The 22253-nt window shown below is 34.4% G+C and carries 15 protein-coding genes and 1 tRNA gene; 13 read left to right on the forward strand and 3 right to left on the reverse strand.

What is annotated here, in order from left to right; all coding sequences use genetic code 11:
* Positions 1 to 28 precede the first annotated feature (28 nt).
* The gene (locus OZP10_RS13175) at positions 29 to 517 is read right to left on the reverse strand and encodes a DUF1761 domain-containing protein (protein WP_177210755.1); all 489 of its coding nucleotides are present in this window, start codon (positions 515 to 517) and stop codon (positions 29 to 31) included.
* Positions 518 to 697: 180 nt separating this feature from the next.
* Here OZP10_RS13175 and OZP10_RS13180 point away from each other — a divergent pair, with 180 nt between their 5' ends.
* A complete protein-coding gene (locus tag OZP10_RS13180; RefSeq protein ID WP_281631291.1) occupies positions 698 to 1540 on the forward strand; it encodes a leucine-rich repeat domain-containing protein in 843 nt (280 codons plus the stop codon).
* Between the two features lie 260 nt (positions 1541 to 1800).
* A complete protein-coding gene (locus OZP10_RS13185; protein ID WP_281631292.1) occupies positions 1801 to 2106 on the forward strand; it encodes a hypothetical protein in 306 nt (101 codons plus the stop codon).
* A gap of 75 nt (positions 2107 to 2181) precedes the next feature.
* Here the strand turns inward: OZP10_RS13185 and OZP10_RS13190 are convergent, their stop codons facing one another.
* The gene (locus OZP10_RS13190; protein ID WP_281631293.1) at positions 2182 to 3381 is read right to left on the reverse strand and encodes a PQQ-binding-like beta-propeller repeat protein; all 1200 of its coding nucleotides are present in this window, start codon (positions 3379 to 3381) and stop codon (positions 2182 to 2184) included.
* 106 nt (positions 3382 to 3487) lie between these two features.
* A tRNA-Glu gene (locus OZP10_RS13195) sits at positions 3488 to 3559 on the reverse strand.
* Between the two features lie 397 nt (positions 3560 to 3956).
* On the opposite strand from OZP10_RS13195, the gene OZP10_RS13200 reads away from it, so the two are divergent.
* The 11 genes from OZP10_RS13200 to OZP10_RS13250 all read left to right on the forward strand — a co-directional run bounded on the left by OZP10_RS13200 (position 3957) and on the right by OZP10_RS13250 (position 22107).
* Entirely contained in the window at positions 3957 to 4286 is a 330-nt protein-coding gene (locus OZP10_RS13200; protein WP_281631294.1) for a hypothetical protein, read from the forward strand.
* Positions 4287 to 4451: 165 nt separating this feature from the next.
* On the forward strand, positions 4452 to 5252 hold the full coding sequence (locus OZP10_RS13205; protein WP_281631295.1) for an SDR family NAD(P)-dependent oxidoreductase: 801 nt from the start codon (positions 4452 to 4454) through the stop codon (positions 5250 to 5252).
* A 93-nt stretch (positions 5253 to 5345) separates the two neighbouring features.
* Complete coding sequence (locus tag OZP10_RS13210; RefSeq protein WP_281631296.1) at positions 5346 to 5726, forward strand: nuclear transport factor 2 family protein; 381 nt, start codon at positions 5346 to 5348, stop codon at positions 5724 to 5726.
* Between the two features lie 39 nt (positions 5727 to 5765).
* Positions 5766 to 6020, forward strand: coding sequence for a hypothetical protein (locus OZP10_RS13215; RefSeq protein ID WP_281631297.1), 255 nt, complete (start codon positions 5766 to 5768; stop codon positions 6018 to 6020).
* Between the two features lie 275 nt (positions 6021 to 6295).
* Positions 6296 to 6727 (forward strand): SMI1/KNR4 family protein, encoded by a 432-nt coding sequence (locus OZP10_RS13220; protein WP_281631298.1) that lies wholly within the window; start codon positions 6296 to 6298, stop codon positions 6725 to 6727.
* 772 nt (positions 6728 to 7499) lie between these two features.
* Positions 7500 to 8201, forward strand: a complete 702-nt coding sequence (locus OZP10_RS13225; RefSeq protein WP_281631299.1) for an outer membrane beta-barrel protein — start codon at positions 7500 to 7502, stop codon at positions 8199 to 8201.
* Between the two features lie 11 nt (positions 8202 to 8212).
* Positions 8213 to 8944, forward strand: coding sequence for an outer membrane beta-barrel protein (locus OZP10_RS13230; protein WP_281631300.1), 732 nt, complete (start codon positions 8213 to 8215; stop codon positions 8942 to 8944).
* Between the two features lie 34 nt (positions 8945 to 8978).
* Positions 8979 to 10946: a T9SS type A sorting domain-containing protein gene (locus OZP10_RS13235; protein WP_281631301.1), complete on the forward strand. Its 1968-nt coding sequence runs from the start codon at positions 8979 to 8981 to the stop codon at positions 10944 to 10946.
* Positions 10947 to 11015: 69 nt separating this feature from the next.
* Positions 11016 to 20840: a SpvB/TcaC N-terminal domain-containing protein gene (locus OZP10_RS13240; RefSeq protein ID WP_281631302.1), complete on the forward strand. Its 9825-nt coding sequence runs from the start codon at positions 11016 to 11018 to the stop codon at positions 20838 to 20840.
* A complete protein-coding gene (locus OZP10_RS13245) occupies positions 20830 to 21342 on the forward strand; it encodes a hypothetical protein (RefSeq protein WP_281631303.1) in 513 nt (170 codons plus the stop codon). Before OZP10_RS13240 ends, OZP10_RS13245 begins: the two co-directional genes overlap by 11 nt.
* Before the next feature lie 48 nt (positions 21343 to 21390).
* Positions 21391 to 22107, forward strand: a complete 717-nt coding sequence (locus OZP10_RS13250) for a hypothetical protein (protein ID WP_281631304.1) — start codon at positions 21391 to 21393, stop codon at positions 22105 to 22107.
* Positions 22108 to 22253 lie beyond the last annotated feature (146 nt).

The raw sequence follows: 22253 nt of genomic DNA on the forward strand, positions 1-22253 counted from the left end.
TCTTCAAACGGGTTTTTTATAAATGATATTAAGCAAATCCGCAAATGATTCCGCCCATAAGAGTTAGAGTAAGAATCCAGTATCCGCTATGGATGAAAATATATTTCCAAGATTTTCTTTCAAACAAACCATTGATTCCAATTAACGGAAAAGCAAAAAATAGCCCCGACATAAAGCCGTGAAGCGCACCATGCTTAAAAGTTCTGTAAGCCATTCCGTAATCTGCCATAAAAGCGGCAAATGAAGGTTTTGCGCTATCCATTAAAGGAGGGCCGCCAACCATTCCGATTGCACCAGACTGATGAATAGTAAGAGACATTAAAGTCATTGTAATCATTAAAGAAAAAATATACGTAAGACCAAAGATTTTAAGCATATTCCCTTTTCTTAACTCTTCTTGAGTAAGATTATTTTCTTTCATCCAGATCGTTCCGAATACTTTTGGGCTGTACCAGATAAAACCAGTTACGAGTGTGACAATGGCTGCAATGAATAAAGCAACGAAGTTAATTTGCATAATGTGAGGTTTTTAGAATTAGTTGATCAAATGTAATCAAAAAAAATGCAGATTTTTAAAAATATTTAAAAGCAGTATAAATCCTACAATTGAAATTTTTATCAACAGTTTGCCGATATTTAGTGTATTTTACCTACGAATTGTATATTTTTACCCTTATAACAAATCCCCAAATCTGTTATGAAAATTGTATTTACTCTTTCGTTATTATTTGCTTTTTCGCTAAACGTTTTGGCAGATGCTGTTTCGGATAAAGAAAAAGAAGCGCTTATAAAATTGTATCATGCAACAAATGGTTTGCAATGGAAAAACAAATGGGATTTGAGTCTTTCTGTTTCTACCTGGTACGGTGTAAAAGCTGAAAATGGAAAAGTTGTTGCATTAAATTTGGCAGACAATAATCTACAAGGAGAATTGCCCGAGGCTTTTTACGATCTTATAAATTTGGAATCGCTCAATTTGGAAAAGAATAAAATTGAAGGAGGTTTGTCTTCTTCCATTTTTAATCTAAAAGAATTGGAAACGCTTAATATTGCCGATAATAAATTGTCAGGAACAATTCCGTCTTCGATTTGCCAATTGACAAAATTGAAAGATTTGGAGCTTTTTATTAATAAGATTTCAGGAGAGCTTCCGTTAGAAATTGGAAAGCTGAATCAGTTGGAAATTTTAGCTGTTTGCCATAATGAGATAAACGGAAAACTGCCTGTTTCGATTTATAAAATCGCTGGACTAAAAGTATTGTTGCTGAATAATAATAAGCTGTCGGGAAATTTGACAAATGAAATTATTAATTGGAGTGCGTTAGAGAATTTTAGTTTATTTGACAATGAATTTTCGGGCGCGATTCCGCAAGAAATTGAAAAGCTTGGCAGTTTAGAAGAATTAAATCTTTCGTACAATAAATTTACAGGCGAAGTTTCAAAAAAGACAGCATTGTTAGATGCTTTAAATATGACCATGATGGACGAAAACGGAAATCCGTTTTTATTAGAAATAAACCAAGAAAATAAATTACAATAGTTACCCAAAATTAATCGATGCTTATGAATGAATTTTACACTCGTTAAACAAGTTGATTAAATATATTTAGTTAATTGCCAAAACCGTAACTATGTTACGGTTTTATGGTTTCTAGAGGTTTTGTCTTAAAAAAAAATAACATTTAATTTAGAATTGAATTCTTTATGTTTGTCTAAAATTTTATAACTTTAATAAAAGTATCCGGAGAACCAAAAACCGATTAATCAGCGGTATTACTAATTACTTAATAAGAAGAAATCATGACACTACAATATCAAGGTGAGCAGTACGGAAAACCAACAACTTTTACAATTAGAATTATTGGAAATAACTTGTCAAAAAGCAGTTCAAACTACCAGATTGATCTTTTGGTAGGTGACAAGAAGCTGCCAACTTTTACAAGTGAAATTCACCAGAGTCTTTCTAATTGCCTGAAAGAAATTTACTTGTTTAGAAAGTACAACGGAATCACATTCAATGAATCAACAGAGAAAATAGTTTCGCTTTATGTTCCTTATGATGTAGTTTTGTTTAACTACAATAAATATGCTTTGTTTAGAGCATAAATTTTTCTCAAAAGAGGATAAAAAAGACCATTTGAAAAAATGGTCTTTTTTTTTATTTCAAAAAGTAAGAAGCTCTTATCGAATTATCTTTAAATACGCACTATAAGCGTCATCTTTAATAGAAGTGCGCATGTAGTATACGTTTTCGTCTTTTTCTTTTAAATCAAACTGAATTAAGCCTGCATCGCAATAATAGTAAAGCAAGTTGTCGTCGGCAGGAAATTCAATATTAGAAATAGGCAGTGTAGTTAGTTTTTCTTCAAAAGCAATTTCTCCATTTGATAAGTCCAGTTCAAAAAGTTTCTTTTTGCGCGTGTATCCCCAAAGATTATCGACTTCTTTTACAATGTATTCTACATTATCGCCTTTAAAATCTGTTTTCCAAAGCTGTGTTCCTGTTTTAGAATCTACAGCGTAAATAGAGGAGACTTCAGGACCTTGTGCTGCAAAATATAATTTTTTGTCGTGGCATACTATGCGTTCTTTAACATTGTTCTGGTTTTCGTCTATTTTAAATTGCCATAAAACATCTAAGCTGTTTGGTTTTAAAGCATAAAGCCAATTTTTGTCGCCCGCTATAAAAATGCTTTCACCATCTGTAACTGGTTTTCCAGTCATGATTTCGTCAAAGCTTTTTTGGTAAAGCAGTTTTCCTGTATTAGCTTCAAAACAATACACATTGTTTGCGCTTTGGGTAAAGATCTTATTGTCGAAATAAAGTGGCTCAATATCGTTGTTTGGAGTGTCTAGTTTGTAGTTCCAAGCCAAGCTTCCATCTTTTAGATCCAAAGCATATAAATTACTGCTCTGATTCTGATTTTGGGCAGTGATAAAAAGTTTTCCGTTAGCTACAATTGGAGTCTGATCTTTTAAAACAATTTGGTCTGTAATGTTTCCTATTCTAGATTTCCAGAAAATAGTTCCCGTTCCGTTATCTACAGCGTAAATCTCTCCATTAATAAACGGAATATATACAACGCCATCGTGTATGGTTATTTTGTTGGCGCACATCTCTGTGTGGGCGTCTGAAGCTTTTACGGTCCAAACAATGCTTTCTACTTCTAAATCCCATGAAAAAATAGAACCGTCGTAATCGTAAATTAAAATTGAGGAATCGTCTAGAGAAATCTTTTTAAGCGGTTTTAGAGACTTGTTAGTAACAGCTTCTTCTGCAGGTAATTTGCTGTTTGTGTAATTGGTTTTGCTGGCGGGCGCTTGTCCAGACATATTTGCAAAGGCGAATACAAATAAAAGGGCTATTAATTTGTGTTTCATTTTAAGATTTGGGTTGATTTTTTGATTGTCTTTTTTAAAACATTTAACGGAGTAAATATAAACAAAAAAAGCTCCAGATTTCTCTGAAGCTTTTGTCTTAAGTAAGTAGTCCGTGGGGGAATCGAACCCCCCTTACCAGGATGAAAACCTGGCGTCCTAACCGATAGACGAACGGACCTGCTTTGCTATTGCGGGTGCAAAAATGCAACTATTTTTGAGATGTACAAAGGATTTTGAGAAAAATTTTTATTTTTTTTTGATTGGAAATTGTTTTAGATGATCGTTTTTTGAGTTTTAATCGAGTTAATGTGGTTGTATTTGTTTGATTAGTAATTTGTTGTTTTATGTGTATGCGAAGAAAAGGTTTGTTTTTAAATGGGAAAATATTTTTTAGAAATATTAAGCAATTTTTGTTTTGAAAGAATAATCTTGTGGTTTTTGAGAAGAAAATGAAAGGTCAAATTAGGAAAATAATTGTTTCTACTATTTTAACAGACGTATTTGACTGGATAAATACGTTCCTTATTTTTTGTTTGTGTCCTTATAAATTTGTCAGATAATAAAAAAGTATGATTATGAATTTAGAACAAAGAGAAATAGCATCAGATTTTGTAGAATTGATGAATAGAATTAATTATTTCAAAAAACTAGAACCAGATCCAAAAAGCAAAAACGAATTTAAGTTATCGCTAAAAATTGCTTCGTATAGCGAATTAAATCTTACAATTGCCTCTTTATTAAAAACAAGTATTTGTGCATTAAAAGATGACCCGATTTCAACAGGAATGGATGTATTGCTTTTGCTTGAAATTGCTTTGCAAATGCTAACAAGTGATGAAATGGAATTGCTAGACGAATTTTATAGGATTAATTCTGAAATAAGAAGAGTTTCTATTGAGGATTAAATTGCGCTTTCTTTGAGTGTTCACTTTGTATAAGTTTTTGTTTTATCAAATGTGAAACTCGCTAGAACAATCTTTCTGCTTGTAAACTTATTAGTTTAAAAACTTGATTTTTGATTATGTTTCTTATAATGAATAAGTTATATCTTTGAGGTAAATATTGCAAAAATGACAAAAGCTAAAGAAGAAGTAATATGGATAACAGGTGCTTCATCTGGCATTGGAAAATCAATGGCTTTTGAATGTGCAAGATTAGGATATAAAGTAGTTCTTTCTTCAAGGCGAAAAGAACTGCTCGATGAAGTTGCTGATTCGGTTAGAGATTCAGGTGGAGAAGCGCTAGTGATTCCGTGTGACATAATGCAAGAAACTTCTATTGAAAATGCAGTCCAACAAATCATTAAAGAGTGGGGGCGTTTGGATGTGGTTGTAGCCAATGCTGGTTTTGGCATTTTTGGAAGTATCGAAAACCTAACAGCCAAGGACTGGAACAGGCAATTGCAAGGCAATGTTACAGGATTAGCTTTAACGGTAAAATATGCACTGCCACATTTAAAGAAAAATAAGGGGAGAATTGGTTTGGTTGGAAGCGTCGGCGCTTATCTTCCTAATCCTAATGTAGGTGCATACGGTGCTTCAAAAGCGGCTGTAAACTCTATTGGCCAAACTTTGCAGGTTGAATTAATGGGAACGGGTGTGAGCTGCACTACGATGCATCCCGGATTTGTGGTTTCGGAAATTGCAAGAATAGATAATGACGGAATTTGGCATCCTGAACAGTCAGATCCGCGACCTTCAAACTTAATGTGGCCTACTGATAAAGCTGCAAAAGTGATGGTAAAGGCTGTTTTAAAACGAAAAAGAAATTACATCTTCACGGGACACGGCAAACTAGCAGTATGGCTGCAAAGATGGTTTCCTGGCGTAATGAGATCTATTATTTCAAAAGGTCCAAAATCAGATTTGTAAATAAGTGGCTTGAATTAAATCTATGTTAAAAGAGCAGCTTTATTTCGATATTAATGTGAAATTTGTGAAATGTCTAATTAACAACGAGATAATATGGAAGGACAAATTATAGAATTGGAAAAGAAATACTGGCACGGAGTTGAAAATAATAGCTATGAAACGGTAAAAAATCTGACACTGTTTCCTTGTATAGTTGCCGGAAAAAATGGTATTCAAAGTATCAGCGAAGCTGATTTCAAAAATATGTTTGACTCTGGGCAGACCAATAAAATAAAAGTGCTGAACATCTATGATGTAAAAGAAAAGCTAATTGCCGAAAATACTGCCGTAATAGGATATCGTCTAGATTTTGAGATAGTAGACCAAAGTCAAAATGCGCCTATAAAGTGTGTTTGTACATCTACTTGGATTAAAGAAAATAATAAGTGGGGGTGTGTAATGCATACCGAAACCGAACTGGAAATAAGATCCTAATTTGGTATTGCTTTTAATAATGAAATTAACCGCAATTTTATGAGTACTACATTCAATTATGAAATTTATTTTGACAAAAAAATGACAGATGAAGAATCAACGGTATTCTGTAATTTAATGGAGGAAGCTACGACTAGCCCGAAACTAATAATTTGGCAAGCGGTTGGCGAAGATTTTGTAAAAGGATTTGTAGAATATAGTTGCAGCGGAATGGATAAAGAAAATTCGATAAAATATTTTATTGAACAAATCAATAAATTAGATTATTCGCTTGAAATAAAAAACTGTTATTAAGGTGTTTATCTTAAGTGTTTTTGTTAATGAATACAAGGTTTATACAAGTTTAAGCGAAATTATAAAAACAAAAAGCTTCAGAGTGATCTGAAGCTTTTTTTCTTAGTAATGGGAAGCATTCAAATATCTAACCAATTTATTGGAGGTTTTTACGAAATTATTCTTAGTTTGTGAGGATCAAATCGGGAGACTTCTTATAGGCGAAACCTCCCAATAAGACATTCTGATGTATTGCATCAATTAGAAAGTATTATTTGAAAATTAGTGATTAAAATATGAGAAAGTTAACTTTAAGTGATCGGTTTTTCCCGCATCAATACAGTAGAATTGAAAATGAAATGGGGATCAAAATACCTGATACAATTAAATATTTTATTTCAGAATATGCAGATCTGTCAGTAAAGGAAAATAAGTTTGTAAATAATGATGGAAAGTTATTTGAAATTTCGCAATTTATAAATTATAGGCTGATGTATGATTTTATCAAAGAATTCAAGGAAGAAGGCTTAGGGAAAAAACTACCTTTAGCTATAGATGATGGAGGCTGGGTATTTTGCATATCTTTTGATGAAGAATGTATGGGTGAAATTCTGTTGTATCAAATGGAAATGGAGTGGAAAACAAAAAATGATGCTTTTGAATTAGTAGCCAATAGCTTTGAAGAGTTTATAAATGGCTTGCGAGAAGAGACCTCCGTTCCTTTATAAAAGTGTACTGCCTCCGCTCTTCGAAATATTCTCTTTTAGCATTGCGCAATCTCGAAAGCTTTTGGGACTGACTTTGCGCCATTTTTTACTAATTATAAATCATAAGCGTTTCAAAAGTCTCTTGATTTTTACGGTTATCGTAAACGAAAAAAAACTCCAGATTTCTCTGAAGTTTTTTCTTAATAGCGGGAAACATTCAAATATCTAACCGATTTCTGTAAGATTACTATAAGGTCGTATCTTAAATGCCATTGGTTTTGCAAAATTTTTATACTTGGATTTCTGGAGCTGCCTTTCTTTTTTGTAAAGTCCCAGCATCATCATGATTTGCATTTTGACGCCATTTAAATATTTGATGTGATCACGTTTAATGTCTGCTAAGCAAGGCCTACAAGCATTTATTTTTGTCAAAAATCCTTCAAGCTGGTCAATCGCCTATTTTAGTTTAGAATCATTGTATCCTAATTTTTCTGCCAGTCCTTTTTTCACTGTTCATTTTCCATGTATAAGACTGCCTTAACGTATTATGTTTGAATTGTGGTAGTAAATAATAAAAGGACTACTAAAAGTAAAGCCGTGTTTTTCATGTGTTTTTTAAAAAATTATAGTAAACGTAATACAATTTATTTGTGACACTTAAGCAAATGTATAAGTAATCCTGAAAACAAAGATTACCTGTAATTAGGTATATAATCGGATTTTTTGTGCCTTTTATCGGATTTTTTTAATTGTAAGCTAAAATTAATACATATATTCGCAGAAATTTTTGCTAATGAAAGTAATATTACACTTAATAATTTTTAGTTTTTTTTTTAGTGCCCCAATCTACAGTCAAAACGAAACTAACATTACCTACGGATTAAAATTTGGTGTTCTGCACTCCACCTTCAGTAATCTTCCAGAGAGCATAAAAGGGAGAGATAATACTTTTGATAACAGTGTTATGGAAAGTAAGGGAAAATTTGGCTTAGAAGGCGGTTTCTTTTTAAATTTTAAACTTCATGATACACGAGTTGCCATTCAGCCGGAAATCTTATTTAGACAGTCAGGAGAAAAAGTGACTTACAAAGATGCCGTTGGAAAAGAATTCGAACTCGGATTAAATTATGCTTTTCTGCAAATCGGTGCTTTATATAAAGTTTATCCTTATGAAGGTTTAAATTTTGGTGCCGGTGCTTTTTATGGTATCAATTTATCTCCCAACGATATAACATATAATTCTAATGAAGCAGGTGGTATGTATGATGTTGCCACGAGACAGTTTTATAAAGATGGTCTTGATGGAGACGATGATTTTTCGTTGTGCTTTGCATTAGGCTATGAACTTCATAAAAGCATACACTTTGACTTTCGCTATTATCTAGGCGTAAAGGACATGATTAAGAGTAATGCATCATCTTTTCAGTTTATCGAAAATCAAAATAAAAGCAGTGTCTTTTGTTTTTCGTTAGGCTACAGTTTTCATCAATGGTAATTTATAAAAAAATGAAAAAAATTATTTTGCTTCTTTTACTAGTAAGCACAAAATCTTTATTGGCACAGGGTGATCGAGAAATTACGTATGGTCTTTTTGGCGGCGGAATTTATTCTAAAATGTCCAATCTTCCAGATGTGATAGTGCCGAAAGGTATTTATGAAGGTTATACTTTAAAAGAAGAAGGCAAGTTTGGAGGAATGGGCGGTTTCTTTATTAATTGGAAATATCCTTATGCAAAAGTTGCTATTCAGACCGAAATCTCCTATTCAGGTCAGGGGACCGATTTGAATTACGAAGATGTAAAAGGACTCAAATATAAAATGACTTTTGGTTATAGTTATATCAATGTCGGAGCGCAGTTTAAATATTATCCTGTGGAAGGATTTTATATTGGCGTTGGGCCTTATGTAGGATTTAATATTGCGAGTGATAATATAAAATACTCCTCAAACGCACAGGAATTGTTTGCCGATTCTGGTGTTTATTTTGAGCCAGATGCCAATGTTCAGAAAGTATTGAAAGAATCTTTGACGGGTAAAAATTATTTCTACGGAGTTTTATCTGCTGGATATGAATTTGGCAATAATCTTTCTATTGGAGCAAGATACTCTTTGGGGCTTACAGATGCTTTAATGACCGAAGAAAATGGACATCGTTACAGCGAAAACAAAAATAAAATCAATAGTATTTCACTAATTATTGGTTATTCATTTGACTTTGATGATTTAGGAAATTTCTAAAAAAAAAACATCATCATAAAAATCACTTTAGAATATGAATAAAAGGATTTTTTTATTGGTAAACTTAACAGCATTTCTAATTGTGAATGCTGTCTTTTCGCAGGAAAAAATAGTTCCAGGAGCAGTTTCAGAACCTTTTTTTTGGATTAAATCCAGAAATACGGGAGAGAGTTACTATTGGGAAAGTCTCATAAACAATAAAGAAGCAAAGGTGCCTGTAAAGAAATACAATGGCGCTGCTTTTAATTTTAATCCCAGTATTGTTATTGATACGGATCTGGATTCTTTAATTGTGCCTCTTGGCTTAGATAGTAAAAGGCGCCAGACACTTTTTATGGTATACAAAGTAAAGGACAGTCTGAAAGAACAATTTTTATGGACAATTAATGATCCTCAAAAAATAATATCGGCTGCGACAAACAAACGTTTGGTTGACTTAAAAAAATATTCTTATCAGTCTTATCAGGAAAAGATCAAACCTCATAAAGCCAATATTCATTTTTTTCAGCAGAATGTAACTGATAGCGTTGCAAAACTGTCTTCATTAACTATTGGCCAGAAATCAAAAATGGAGAAATTGCCGCCAGAAGATTTTAAAGGAAGCATAAGCGAAATCTTGATTTACAACCGCGTTTTGTCTGGTTTAGAAACGCAGAAAGCGGCGAGTTATTTAGCCATTAAATACGGAATTTCACTTTCTCAGTTTGACAATAAAAACTATTTAAACAGTAAAGGAGAAAAGATCTGGGATGCCGAAAAACACAAAGGATTTACGTCGTCAATTACCGCAGTCGGACGTGACGACGCGAGCGGTTTGCTGCAAACCAAAAGCAGCAATATGATAGAAGAAGGAATGATGACGTTTGAAGTTAAAAGTAAATCGGACAAGATTCCTAATGATTATTTTGCTTTTTGGAGCGATAACGGAAAGAATCTCTTAGTTAAAAAGCAAGAGCAAGGAGAACCGATCGGAGTTTCTAGAGAATGGCAGCTGGATTATGCGAACCCTAGTGATCTTAGTTTAGACTGGACATTTAATCCTGCTTTTATAAAAGGAACACTGCCAAAAGACACTTATTACTGGCTTTTAGTTGATTACTCTGGAAAGGGAACTTATGATGAAAACGATTCAGAATACATTCGTTTAGGAAGTACTTCCAGCACAGAAAAATTGGTATTAAAAGATTTTGACTGGAATAAGCAGAAATCTGGGACAGCAAAATTTACTTTAAAAGTAGCGCCACAAATGTTCAGCAGAGTTTGGATAACCGAAGCTTTATGCGGCGTTTCAGGATCTGGTGAGTTAAATTATACCATTGAAGGTGGAGAAGCTCCTTTTACGGTTACAGTTAAAAAAGAAGGCAGTGAAGCAGTTGTAAAACAATGGAGTCAAGCTGCAAAAAGTCAGACCGGCGTGCAGCTTTCATCAGGAACTTATGATTATATCGTAAAAGACAAAAAAGGAAATCTGTATTCAGAAACCGTATTTGTGGCAGATAAGGAAGGAACTTTTCCTAATCTAAAATCAGATTATCTGCTGACAGATGGAAATGCACTTCTTTTGGATGCCAGTGCAGCTCTGCCGTCTGGAAATTATCAATACCAATGGTTTTATGAAGGGAATTTTATAGATGACAATCCGAAGATATTAATCGATCAGCCTGGTAATTATGAGCTTCGATTAATAAACGGGCAGGAATGTAAAACGTCTAAAATGATTGCTGTAGCGACAGATGGAAAAGAAATTACAGATTCTAGTATCCTGATTTTATATCCGAATCCAACTCGAGACGGAAAGTTTGCAATTGCGATGCAGTTTCCTAAAAAGACCGACGCAAAGATTCGCATTTATTCTTTGACGGGATCACTTTTAAAAGAGAAGAAATACAATCAGATCGAAACCTATCTGCATGAAGATAATATAAAAGAACCGTCAGGAATGTATTTGGTTAATGTGAGTTCAGATTTTGGAAATAAGACTTTTAAAGTAATTGTGAAATAACTAGACAAAGAAAGTATTCGTCAAATTCAATAATATAAACCGATTGCCTCAAATCGATTTAATCTACTTATGAAAAATAGAATTATAGTATTGGTATTTTTAATAGGAGCATTTTTGTTTGCCGCTAATATCAGCGAATATAAAATAGCTTCTCTGTTTTCTGAAAACACAGTGGAAGAAAAGGAGGTTTCAGTCTCTGATTCTACGGTTATTCAAAAAAATGAAAATAAAACCACAAAGTTATTCGCAGCTGATATTAAAGAAGGTATAATTGGGGTTGACAATCCTGAAGATATTGATGATGCCTACGATAATGTTTTTCATTTAAAAGTAGATGAACTTCCCGCACAAAATGAAAACGCTTATTTAGAATACGAATTATTCGGTTACGATCAAGCAGCCTCAATTTCCAGAAGTTTAAACAACCAGCCCAGTATTGGAGGGCAATTTTTGTCTTATAACAAAGCATGGACTAGTCAGTCTGAATTATTATCTGAAAAATCATTGCGAATAGGAGATAACGTGCTTTTGTTTACCGCTCCTGAAGGAACTGCGAATGGATACAAAATTAAAAATGTACGAATAGTATATAAAAACGGAAATCAGAATTCCAATTTTACGCTTTTAAAAGCAGCTGATAAATTATATATCAAAGGAACTAATTTTCCTTCTCAGTTAAAAAAAATGACTATTGCCGGAATTACGATAGATGTCACTCAGCCGGAATTTGAATTGGTTTTGGATGCTGAAAAGATCGGAGAATCTGTCTCAGTTTTAAAAGAAACTGCTTCGGGAGTTATTCTAAATGAAGAAATAAAAGTAAAGCAATTTTCTAATGTAGAAAGTTTCAGACCAATTGAGAGTGCAAAAGAACGTGTTTCAAAAATCATCAATTTTGAAACAGCTAATGCTTTAGAATATAAAGATTTCTTGGCTGTTTTTCCTGCCGGCGCTTTAAAAAATAATGTAAAAGTATCGGTAAGCGGTTTACGTAAAATTGATATTGCGCCATTAAACTCGGCAATGGTAAATGTGACCGCTATAAATGCAGGTTTTCGTTTACTGCCACACGGAACTATTTTTGAGAAAGCCGTAACACTTTCACTTCCTTACGATAAAAAAACAATTCCCGAAGGTTATACAGAAAAAGACATCAATGTATTTTATTTTGACGAGAACAAACGTCTTTGGCAGGAAGTAACCAAAGATTCTCTTGACATCAAACAAGGAATTATTAAGGCCAAAACAACCCATTTTACAGATTTTATTGCGGGAATTATCAAAATGCCCGAATCGCCTGAAACTTCGGGTTACACACCAACAAGCATTAAAGATCTAAAAGCGGCCAGTCCGTTGGTAGGAATCCAATCTATTGCACCGCCTTCGGCAAACGGAAGAGGAACCATGAGTACAGGTTTTTCCATCGTTATTCCGAATGGGCGAGGTGGTATGCAACCGTCTTTTAACTTACAGTATGATAGTGACGGCGGACAGAGCTGGGCAGGAATGGGATGGGATATTTCGGCGCCGGCAGTAAGTATTGAAACACGCTGGGGAGCACCAAGATATGATGCAGTTAATGAAACAGAAAGTTATGCTGTTGCAGGAGAAGCTTTGATTCCGAACTCACATAGAGCAGAATGGATTGCCAGGACTGCTGATAAGCAGTTTTATCCAAGAAGAGAAGGTGCTTTTCAGCAGATTATCCGTAAAGGATCATCTCCTAAAAATTATTATTGGATTGTAAAAGATAAGAGTGGTGTTGCGAGTTATTATGGAGGAACACAATCCGGACTTGCGGTTAATAGTGTTTTGCAGGACGCAAATGGAAATATCGGACATTGGGCACTTTGTCTTCAAGTCGATTTAAAAGGGAATACAGTAGAGTACGAATACGACAAACGCGATGGCGAATTGTATCTTAAAAAAGTATACTATACTGGTTCTGGATCGCAAAAAGGAAATTACAGTGTCACTTTCGTAAAAAACTCAGATCTTGGTGAAGCAAACCGAACAGATGTTCAGGTTTCAGCTAGATTAGGTTTTAAACAGCTGAATAATCAATTATTACGAAAAATAGAAGTCCGCTACAAAAATGACCTGGTTCGCAGTTACGAATTGAAATTTAAAGAAGGTGCTTTCAAAAAGACTTTGCTAGAGTCCATTTTAGAATACGATTCAGAGTCTAAACTGTTTTATACGAATAAATTAGATTACTTTGATGATGTTCGTGACGCATCAGGAAAGTACAGTCCGTTTGGAGCGGAACAAGTTTGGAATGTTCCAAATGATAATTTAAAAAATAGCTCGATTCCAGCTTTCAGCGATGTGCTTTTTTCAGGAAAACACTCTTTAGTCAGCAGTTCAGAAGGAGCTACAAATGGCGTAAGTTACCGTCTTGGAATTGGTTTGGCAACTAATGCAGGAAGTTTGAAAGGCTTTACGGTTGGAGGTCACGGAGGAAACAGTTGGGGATCATCTGATACAGCAGTAAGTCTAGAAGATTTAGATGGTGACGGATTGCCAGACAAAGTTTTCAAGAATAAAAATGGTGTTTATTACCGAAAAAATTTGGCTGGTTCGGGACAATTAGGTTTTGGTGAACTACAAGAAATTAATATTAGTGATGTTGGATTTTCAAAATCAACTTCATTCAATTGGGGTGTCGACTTAAATCTGAAATATGGAAATATTGGTTACGATCAGCAAAGATCTACCAATAAAACTAAAGCGTATTTTATGGATTTTAATGGAGACGGTTTGGTAGATTTTGTTAAAAACGGACAAGTATATTATAACCGATTGGAGAATGGAGTACCAACTTTTAGAAATAGCAGTACAGGAACACCTTCGCCCGTTTTTGGAGGAGGAGATATAACAATTCCAGGTTTTACTACGATTTCTGCAGAAGAAATCGAAAAACAGAATCCACTTCATGATGTGGTGCGTATGTGGGAAGCGCCTGTAAAAGGAATAGTGTCTGTTTCGCATCAATACCAATTAATTGAAGATACCACTCCTGATGGAATAAAAGCTCGTGCAGCATACGTAAATAATGCAGGAAATGATAAAGCAGACGGTGTTCGTTTGTATTTTCAAAAAGGAAACCAATTGCTTTGGAATGAGGCGATAGGTCCAAAAGATTATGCCATTAAAACGAAACAAAATACTGGAATTGCTGTAGAAAAAGGAGAACGATTATACTTTAGAGTAAGTTCGGTAAAGGATGGAAATTTTGATGCTGTAAATTGGAATCCTGTTGTCACTTATTCGCAAGTAAAACATTTTGACCGCAGTTCAAGTGGAAATGTAACGGAGAGCGATTTTATAATTCCTGCCACTTTAAAAGATGTCAATGAGTATTCTTTGGCTTCATATAATGCAAATGCAGATTTTTTCAGCAGTTCTGTTGCAGGAAAAACAATTGCTACTGCTGGCAACGTTGTATTAAAAGGAATTTTAAACAAACCAGTGACATCAGATCATATTAAATTGGTTATTACGAAAAGCTATTTGGATCAGACCAATCCAGCTGTAGTTGTTTTTGAAAAGACTTTTTTAGCTAATGAAGTAGCATCATTTAATTTAGCGTCAGTAAATCTCCCTGCATTTGAAGCCGAAACGCAGATTAGTTTGGCTCTTCAAACCGAAACCAACATCAATTGGCAAACTATTTCTTTTGCTCCAACGGTTACAGTGCCAGCTTATGCAGGTGGTGTTGCAGAAGAAGTTCCTATGGAAGTTTCACATACTTTATACAATAAAAGAGAAGGAAATTATAATATTCCAGGAATAACTTCAACGGTAAACGGAAAAGTAAAACTGAGCATATTACCACAGGATTTAGTGTTGGCAACACCTTTCCAATATCCTGGAAATATTAATAATTATAATGGAGATGTAATTATTTCGGCTAAACAAAATAATGTTTTATTGGCACGCAATCGTTACAGAATCACAGCAGGAACCATGGTTTTAGTGAATAATACTTTTGATAATGCGGTCAACTATCCTGATGCTGTTTTAGGAACTCCAATTCAATTGGAAATGACGGTTTCTAATGCGCAGTCTGTGACCATTATTAAAAACTATCCAAAAACCAATGCCTTAAATATTCAAGTTCAGATTACCGATTTAAAGGATATAGCCGATTTAACAGATGATGTAATTTCAAATACTGCAACAGATGATTTTGCCATTTATAGTCTTTTAAACGCTGATGAAAGAACTTTCGGTTTGTACCATCGTCAATGGGGCGGATTTGTGATTAACGGAAATTTAGCTTCCAATACTATTGATCAAACGCTTTTAAAACAGTCAGATGCTTACAATACAGAACCAGATTTAAACAATACAGATCCTGATAATTATGATGGAAAAGGTTATGAAATTGCTGATAGTTATTTTGTATCATTAAATCCGTCTTATAGTAAATACAAATGGGAAGGTCTAGAAGAAGGAATTTACATTAAAGGACAAACCATCGGGACATCGAGATTAGGAGAAGATGATATTGCTGATTATACCGATTTTACTCTTCCGAATCTGCAGGGAGGAAGCACTTCTGCTTTAGATATGATCAGCGAAAGTAAAAGTAAAAGTATTTCTGGGGGAGTTTCTGCAGGAGGTTCAGCAAGTTTTGGATACAGTAAATCGATTGACGGAGATTCGTATATGACCCAGACCATGAGCGATTTTAATGGTGACCGTTTTCCAGATTATATTCGTGGAGGAAATATACAATTGACAGCGCCTGTCGGAAAAGTTTCGGACCAAATCGTAAATATTGGAGATAATTTCAGTCATTCTAGAACAAGCTCTGAAGGACCTAATTTTGGTGGAAGCTACAGTCACGGTGCGCCATCCAATTCTATGAGTGTTACTGTGGCAAAATCGAAAGTAAAAGGGGATTCTGCAAAAGAAACGGCCTCAAAAGAAGCTGAAAAAGGAGGGAACAGCATTTCTGTGAGTGCTTCACAGGGTAAAGGTGAGGACCGTTCTGTACTGATTCATAGCGATATTAATGGCGATGGACTGCCAGATAAAATAACAGAATCTGGAGATGTGTTTTTAAATACAGGTTACGGCTTTTTGCCAGCAGAAAAATGGAACCTAGCGAGTATCAACAAAGGAAATTCTACAGATTGGAGCGCAGGTTTAGGATACAGCATTAAACAGGGATCAATTTCTGGTGGAGCCAATTATGCCAGATCACAGTCGGATAGTGATGAATCTTTTATGGATATTAATGGTGACGGACTTGCAGATAAGATTAGATATGTAGGCAGCACTATGTTGGTTTCTTTAAACTTAGGAAACTCGTTTGATGCGCCGGTTGTGTATCCTAGATTTCCAGAAATGAGTCAGAATAAAGGCGTGAGTTATGGATTAAATGCAAATGTATCATTGGATATAATTGCTTGGTTCTTGCGTATTACACCAACAATAGGAGGAAGCAAAGGCTGGAGTACCAACCGTTCTGAAGGTACTTTTATGGATATCGACGGCGATGGAAATTTAGATTATGTGGTTTCGAAAGACGACGGTCATTTAACAGCACAATTGTCTAACATTAAAAGAACCAATAAACTAAAAAGCGTTACAAATGGCGCGGGAAACAGTTATACTGTAGATTACGAATTACTAAAACCAAGCTACGAAAACCCTTCAGCAAAATGGGTTTTACAAAGTGTTGATGTTTTTGACGGACATACTGGTGACGGAATTGATCATTCTATTGCCAAATTCAGATACGAAGACGGTTATCAGGATCGTCGTGAAAGAGAGTTTTACGGTTTCGGAAAAGTAACTCAGGAACAGATTGATGCAGCAGACAATTCGGTTTTTATGACGACTGTTCAGGAGTTTTACAATCAGGATTATTTCAGAAAAAATCTGTTGAAACACAGTTATACGTTAGACAAAAACGGAAAAATACGCCAGGAGTCTGAAAATGAATATAGTTTTATAGATGTGGCAACACAGGCGAGCGTTGCCGTTTCAGAATTGAATTTACCTTCTTGCGATGCCAAACGTATTTTTGTTGGATTAATTCATGCCAATCAGAAAGTCTATGAAGGCGGTAGCGATTATCTGGAAACGAATACTTTTAATACGTATGATGCTAACGGAAACATTATTCAATACGAAGATTTAGGCAACGGTGCCGCGGCTGATAAAGTAACCGCAAAAATCAGTTATTACGAAAGTACAACGCCTTATTATGGCGGTATTCCAAAACAATTAGAAGTATTTACAACCGATGGTCTACGCCGAAAAAGAGCGACAACCATCAATACGACAACTGCCGAAGTGACGCAGATTAAAAATTACGCTTCAGCAGATAAAATTGCGATTACCGATATTGAATACGATGCATACGGAAACTTGCAGAAAATTACAGGTCCTTCAAATCACAAAGACCAGCGTATGACTTTAGAATATGTATACGATGCAGAAAATCATCAGTACATGACGGAGATTAAAGATGCTTTTGGTTATCAAAACAAAATGGAATACAATTACCGTTTTGGAGTACCAGTTAAAACAACAGACCGTAACGATCAAAGTACAGATTATACTTTGGATACAAAAGGCCGTATTGCAACGATTCGTGCGCCTTATGAAATTGCTTCGGGTAAACCGTATACGATTGCTTATGAGTATTTCCCAGAAGCCAAAGTGCCGTATGCCAAAACCAGAAATTACGATCCAGAATTGGATAAAGATATTGAGACTTATACTTATACAGACGGATTAGGAAGAGCTTTGCAGGTTAAAAAAACTGCCAGTTTATTTACCGCTGCAGGAAGCGCCGATCAAGAAGCGCATATTATTTCTGGAAAAATAATTTATGATGGATTAGGAAGAGCTATAACCAGTTATTACCCAACCACAAGTACAACTTTAGACAATAATTTCAGTACGGCAGTTTCTACTGTCGCACCAACGAAAACAGATTATGATGAAGTAAACCGCCCCATAAAAGTAACCTTGCCAGACGGAAGTTCCAATATTACAGTTTTTGCTTTAGAAAGTTATGATGGTCTTCCAGTATTAAAAACTACACAAACCGATGCATTAAACAAAACCAATACTACGTATACCGATGCTACAGGACAGAATGTAGCCAGTATGCAAAACGATTTGACAACGAAATTTGACACTAATGCATTAGGCGAAATGATCAAAGTTACCGATGCCATGGATCATATCACCAAAAGTACGTACGATTGGCTCGGAAGACGCATCGAATTTACGCATCCAGATGCTGGAACAACGAAAATGGAATATGATTTAGCAGGTAATTTGACTACTCGTATTACACAAGACATTAAAAATACAGTTCCTAATGGAGGCGCTATACAATACGTGTACAATTACAACCGTTTAGAGAGTATCAAATATCCTAAAAACCCGCAAAACAACGTGCAGTACAATTATGGTAAAGCAGACGGTACACCATCTCGCCGAGGCAGATTGTGGTTTGTGCAAGATGCCAGCGGTGGTCAGGAATTTTTCTATGGTAAACTAGGAGAGGTGGAAAAAGAAATTCGAACCCTCCGTATTACGCCTACAGATATACAGACTTATATTTCTCAATACGAATACGATACCTGGAATCGTATTCAGAAAATGATATATCCAGATGGCGAAGTGGTAGAATATACCTATAACCGCGCAGGAAACTTGCAAAGCATGCAGGGTAAAAAAGAAAGCCATACCTACGATTACATCAAACAATTGAGTTATGATGAATTTGAACAGCGCAAATATTTAAAATACGGAAACGACACCGAAACCAATTATACCTACGATCCTGTTATGCGCAGACTACAGCAGCTGCAAGTAAAAAGCGGTTCAAGACAGGTTATGAATAATGCCTACGGTTATGATTTGGTCGGAAATGTATTGAGTATAAAAAATACAGCGCCAATCGTTAATAATACTTTGGGAGGAACTGCTTCGCACGAATACCAGTACGATGATTTTTACCGTTTAAAATCTGCTAAAGCAGTTTATCAAGGCGAGTTTACCAAAGCGAGTTATGAGCTGAATATGAGCTATAACAAAATGCATAATATTACCAAAAAGGATTTGGTGCATATTGTAAATAATGAGCAAAAAGGATATGTATTAGATTATAATTACGACAACGAACTGCACCCTAACGCACCGAACAAAATTGCAGAAGCAGGAAAAGTACAGCCAAGAGAATATGTGTATGATGGAAACGGAAACCCAACAAGCTATACCGAAGAAAAGAATTTCAGAAAAATGACTTGGGACGAAGAAAATCGTTTAATGGGAATTAACGATAACGGAAGAATTCACCAATATACTTATGATGCAGGAGGAGAAAGAGTAATAAAAAGTTCAGGTGACTCGCAGAATGTAGCCATAAACGGTGAAACAGCCGCAACCATTGTTCATACAGATGATTACACAGGTTATGTTTCGCCATATTTTGTAATAAGCAAAGGGAAATTTACCAAGCACTATTTTGAAGGAGCAGGGCGAATTGTAAGTAAACTGGGCAACGGAACTTTTGCACAGCCTTTAAAAATAACAGCAGGAGGTGTCAATTACGGCAAACTGACAGCAGAACAGCAAAAAGCATTAGATACTTATGTGAGGAGTCTAGGATTGCCTCCTGGACCTCCAACACAACAAGGTATTTACGCTACACCAGAATTTACAGGAGATCCTTATCCTAGTGAAGTTTTAAAACCCGTAGAAGAAAACCAAGAACCGCCAGCAGGCTGGCCAAGAAATCCAGTTTTCAATGCACCGGGCGATGTGCCAGGACCGCCAGTACAATTTGGACCGCCGGTAGAACCTACCACCGTAAAATCTGGTGAAGGTTTTACAGGAACCGGTATGCCGGAAAATGATATTTTCTATTTTCATCCGGATCATTTGGGAAGTACTTCGTATATTACCAACAAAAACGGAAGCATTAGCCAGCATGTGGAGTATATTGCTTTTGGGGAGGTTTTGTTTGAGGAGCATAGTTCTACTTTTTCAAGTCCTTACTTGTTTAATGGTAAGGAATTGGATAGGGAGACGAATTTGAGTTATTATGGGGCTAGGTATTATGATGCTAAAACTAGTTTGTGGTTGAGTGCAGACCCATTAGCTGAAAAATATCCTAATGTAGGTGCTTTCGTTTATTGTTTGAATAATCCGATTGTTTTTGTTGATCCCGATGGAAAAGATCCTATCACAGGTATAATAGACGCTGTATCGAGTTTTGCGTTAGACGTAGGTATGGATTACTTTGGAGGTATGTTAATTGAAGGTAAGTCATCTCAAGAAGCATATAATGATATTGGGTGGGCTTCTGCTACATGGGGGGCAGTTGGATCCTATGCGATTTCATCCGTCACTCCAACAGGAACAGCTACCGCTATTAAAATCCAAAAATTTGCTAAATCAAGAGCAGGTAAGATGATAATAGGTACAGTAACTAAAATGACTACTAAAATTATTGATAATTACAGTAAAGGGAAATATGACACAGATGGGCATTTTGATATGGATAAATTATTGGAAGGTGAAGATGGGTTAATGAATATATTTTTAGAGTCATCAATTGAAACTCTAGTTGAACAAGGGTTTGGCAATAAAGCTGAAGAAATGTTGGGTAGTTTGAAAATTGAAAATAAGGCTTTAATACGTAAAGTAAATAAAATGCTAAATAAAGTTGAAAATGGTGAATCTCCTACCAGAATTAAAAATTATTTTAAAAAGGTAAAAGAACAAGGGAACAGAGCATTAAAAGGTACAAATAACCTTTTACGACAAAAGACAAAAGATGCTGTTCAAAAAGGAGCCATTTCAAAAAAAGCAAATCAATATAGAAAAGATAAACAAAAAGAAAATGATAAATAAAATTTTAAAGAGCAAATGGATTTATTTTTTATTGCTAATAGGTATAGTATTATATCTACGAAACAATCAATTAATATTAAACTCTCCTAAATATATTTTTTGGATATTATTCTCATTATCCTTTATTATATTATCTGTATTAGAGATTAAAGATAAAATCAAAATAACAAAAAGCATTTGGGACTATTTTTTCGTAATGATAACGGTTTCTTTTTTTTCCATTTATATCGCTTTAATTTTAAAAATTCCAGTTAATGAATTTATAATATATAAAAGTCAGAACGAAATTTTAGTAAAAAAATGTAAAATATCAAATTACATTTCAGGTCGATCAGATAGATTGCTTTTTTATTTTGATGATAAAATTTATAGTGTCGGATTTCAAAATCATAACCATTTGCAGAGAAAAAATATTATTGATAATTATTTATTAAGAGTGGAGTACAAAAGATCTATTTTTAATACTTATGTAGTACAGGAATATGAGTTAATTAAAAAATAGAATATAGAGAAGACATTAAATTACTAATAACACAAAAAACAAATCTAAATGAAAAATTTAATTCTTTATTTTTTTTTCTTTTTTGCACTTCAGATTAATTCTCAATCTTTTGAAGGCAAGCTTGAATACGTTGTAAATACTACTACTTTAGGTGATACTTTAATAAATGGGATAAGTAAGAATAATTTAATTGAGAATTTGAAAAAACAAGGTGAGATACCAGTTGATACAATAACTTATATGTATACAAGTAAAGGTAACTTTCTTAATATTTATAAATATAAGGACATAGGTATTATAAATACATATTTACAAAAGAATAATTTGCTTTATCGATTTGTTGACAATTCAAATATTGTCTCTGCTATAGATGTTTCACTAGATTTGGAAGAAAAACTGGGGAATAAACCTATTGTTACAAAAAAAGAAAAAAAAGAAATGGTAGGAGAGATTAATTGCTCTATAGTTGAAGTGGCATGGAAAACAGGGATTTATCGATATTATTATGCTGAGGGACTTTTGAGTATAAATCCAGATCTTTTTAAAAATTATAAATATGATCAATTTTATGAATTTCTCAAAATTTCTCACTCATTACCAATAAAAATTGAGAAACAGGTATATAATTTTTATAAGTCAGTATATGATTTAGAAGCATATAATAATGAGAATATTGATGAAGAATTGTTTGTTTTGCCCAAAATGAAGGAAAATAAAGAGCTGGGTAGTATGCAATCAAATAAAAAGATTTTTATAATTAAATAGTTAATAATTTACTGATTCGGAGTTAGTGGTATGAGTTTTTAAAATTATAACTTATTAAAATAAAAGAGAACTATAAGTTAAAGATGAGCAGTAATGCTCATCTTTTTTGCTTTAATATTTTAATTCGCCTGGAGATGTTCCAGGAC

The sequence above is a fragment of the Flavobacterium luteolum genome (assembly GCF_027111275.1).
Taxonomy (GTDB): Bacteria; Bacteroidota; Bacteroidia; order Flavobacteriales; family Flavobacteriaceae; genus Flavobacterium; species Flavobacterium luteolum.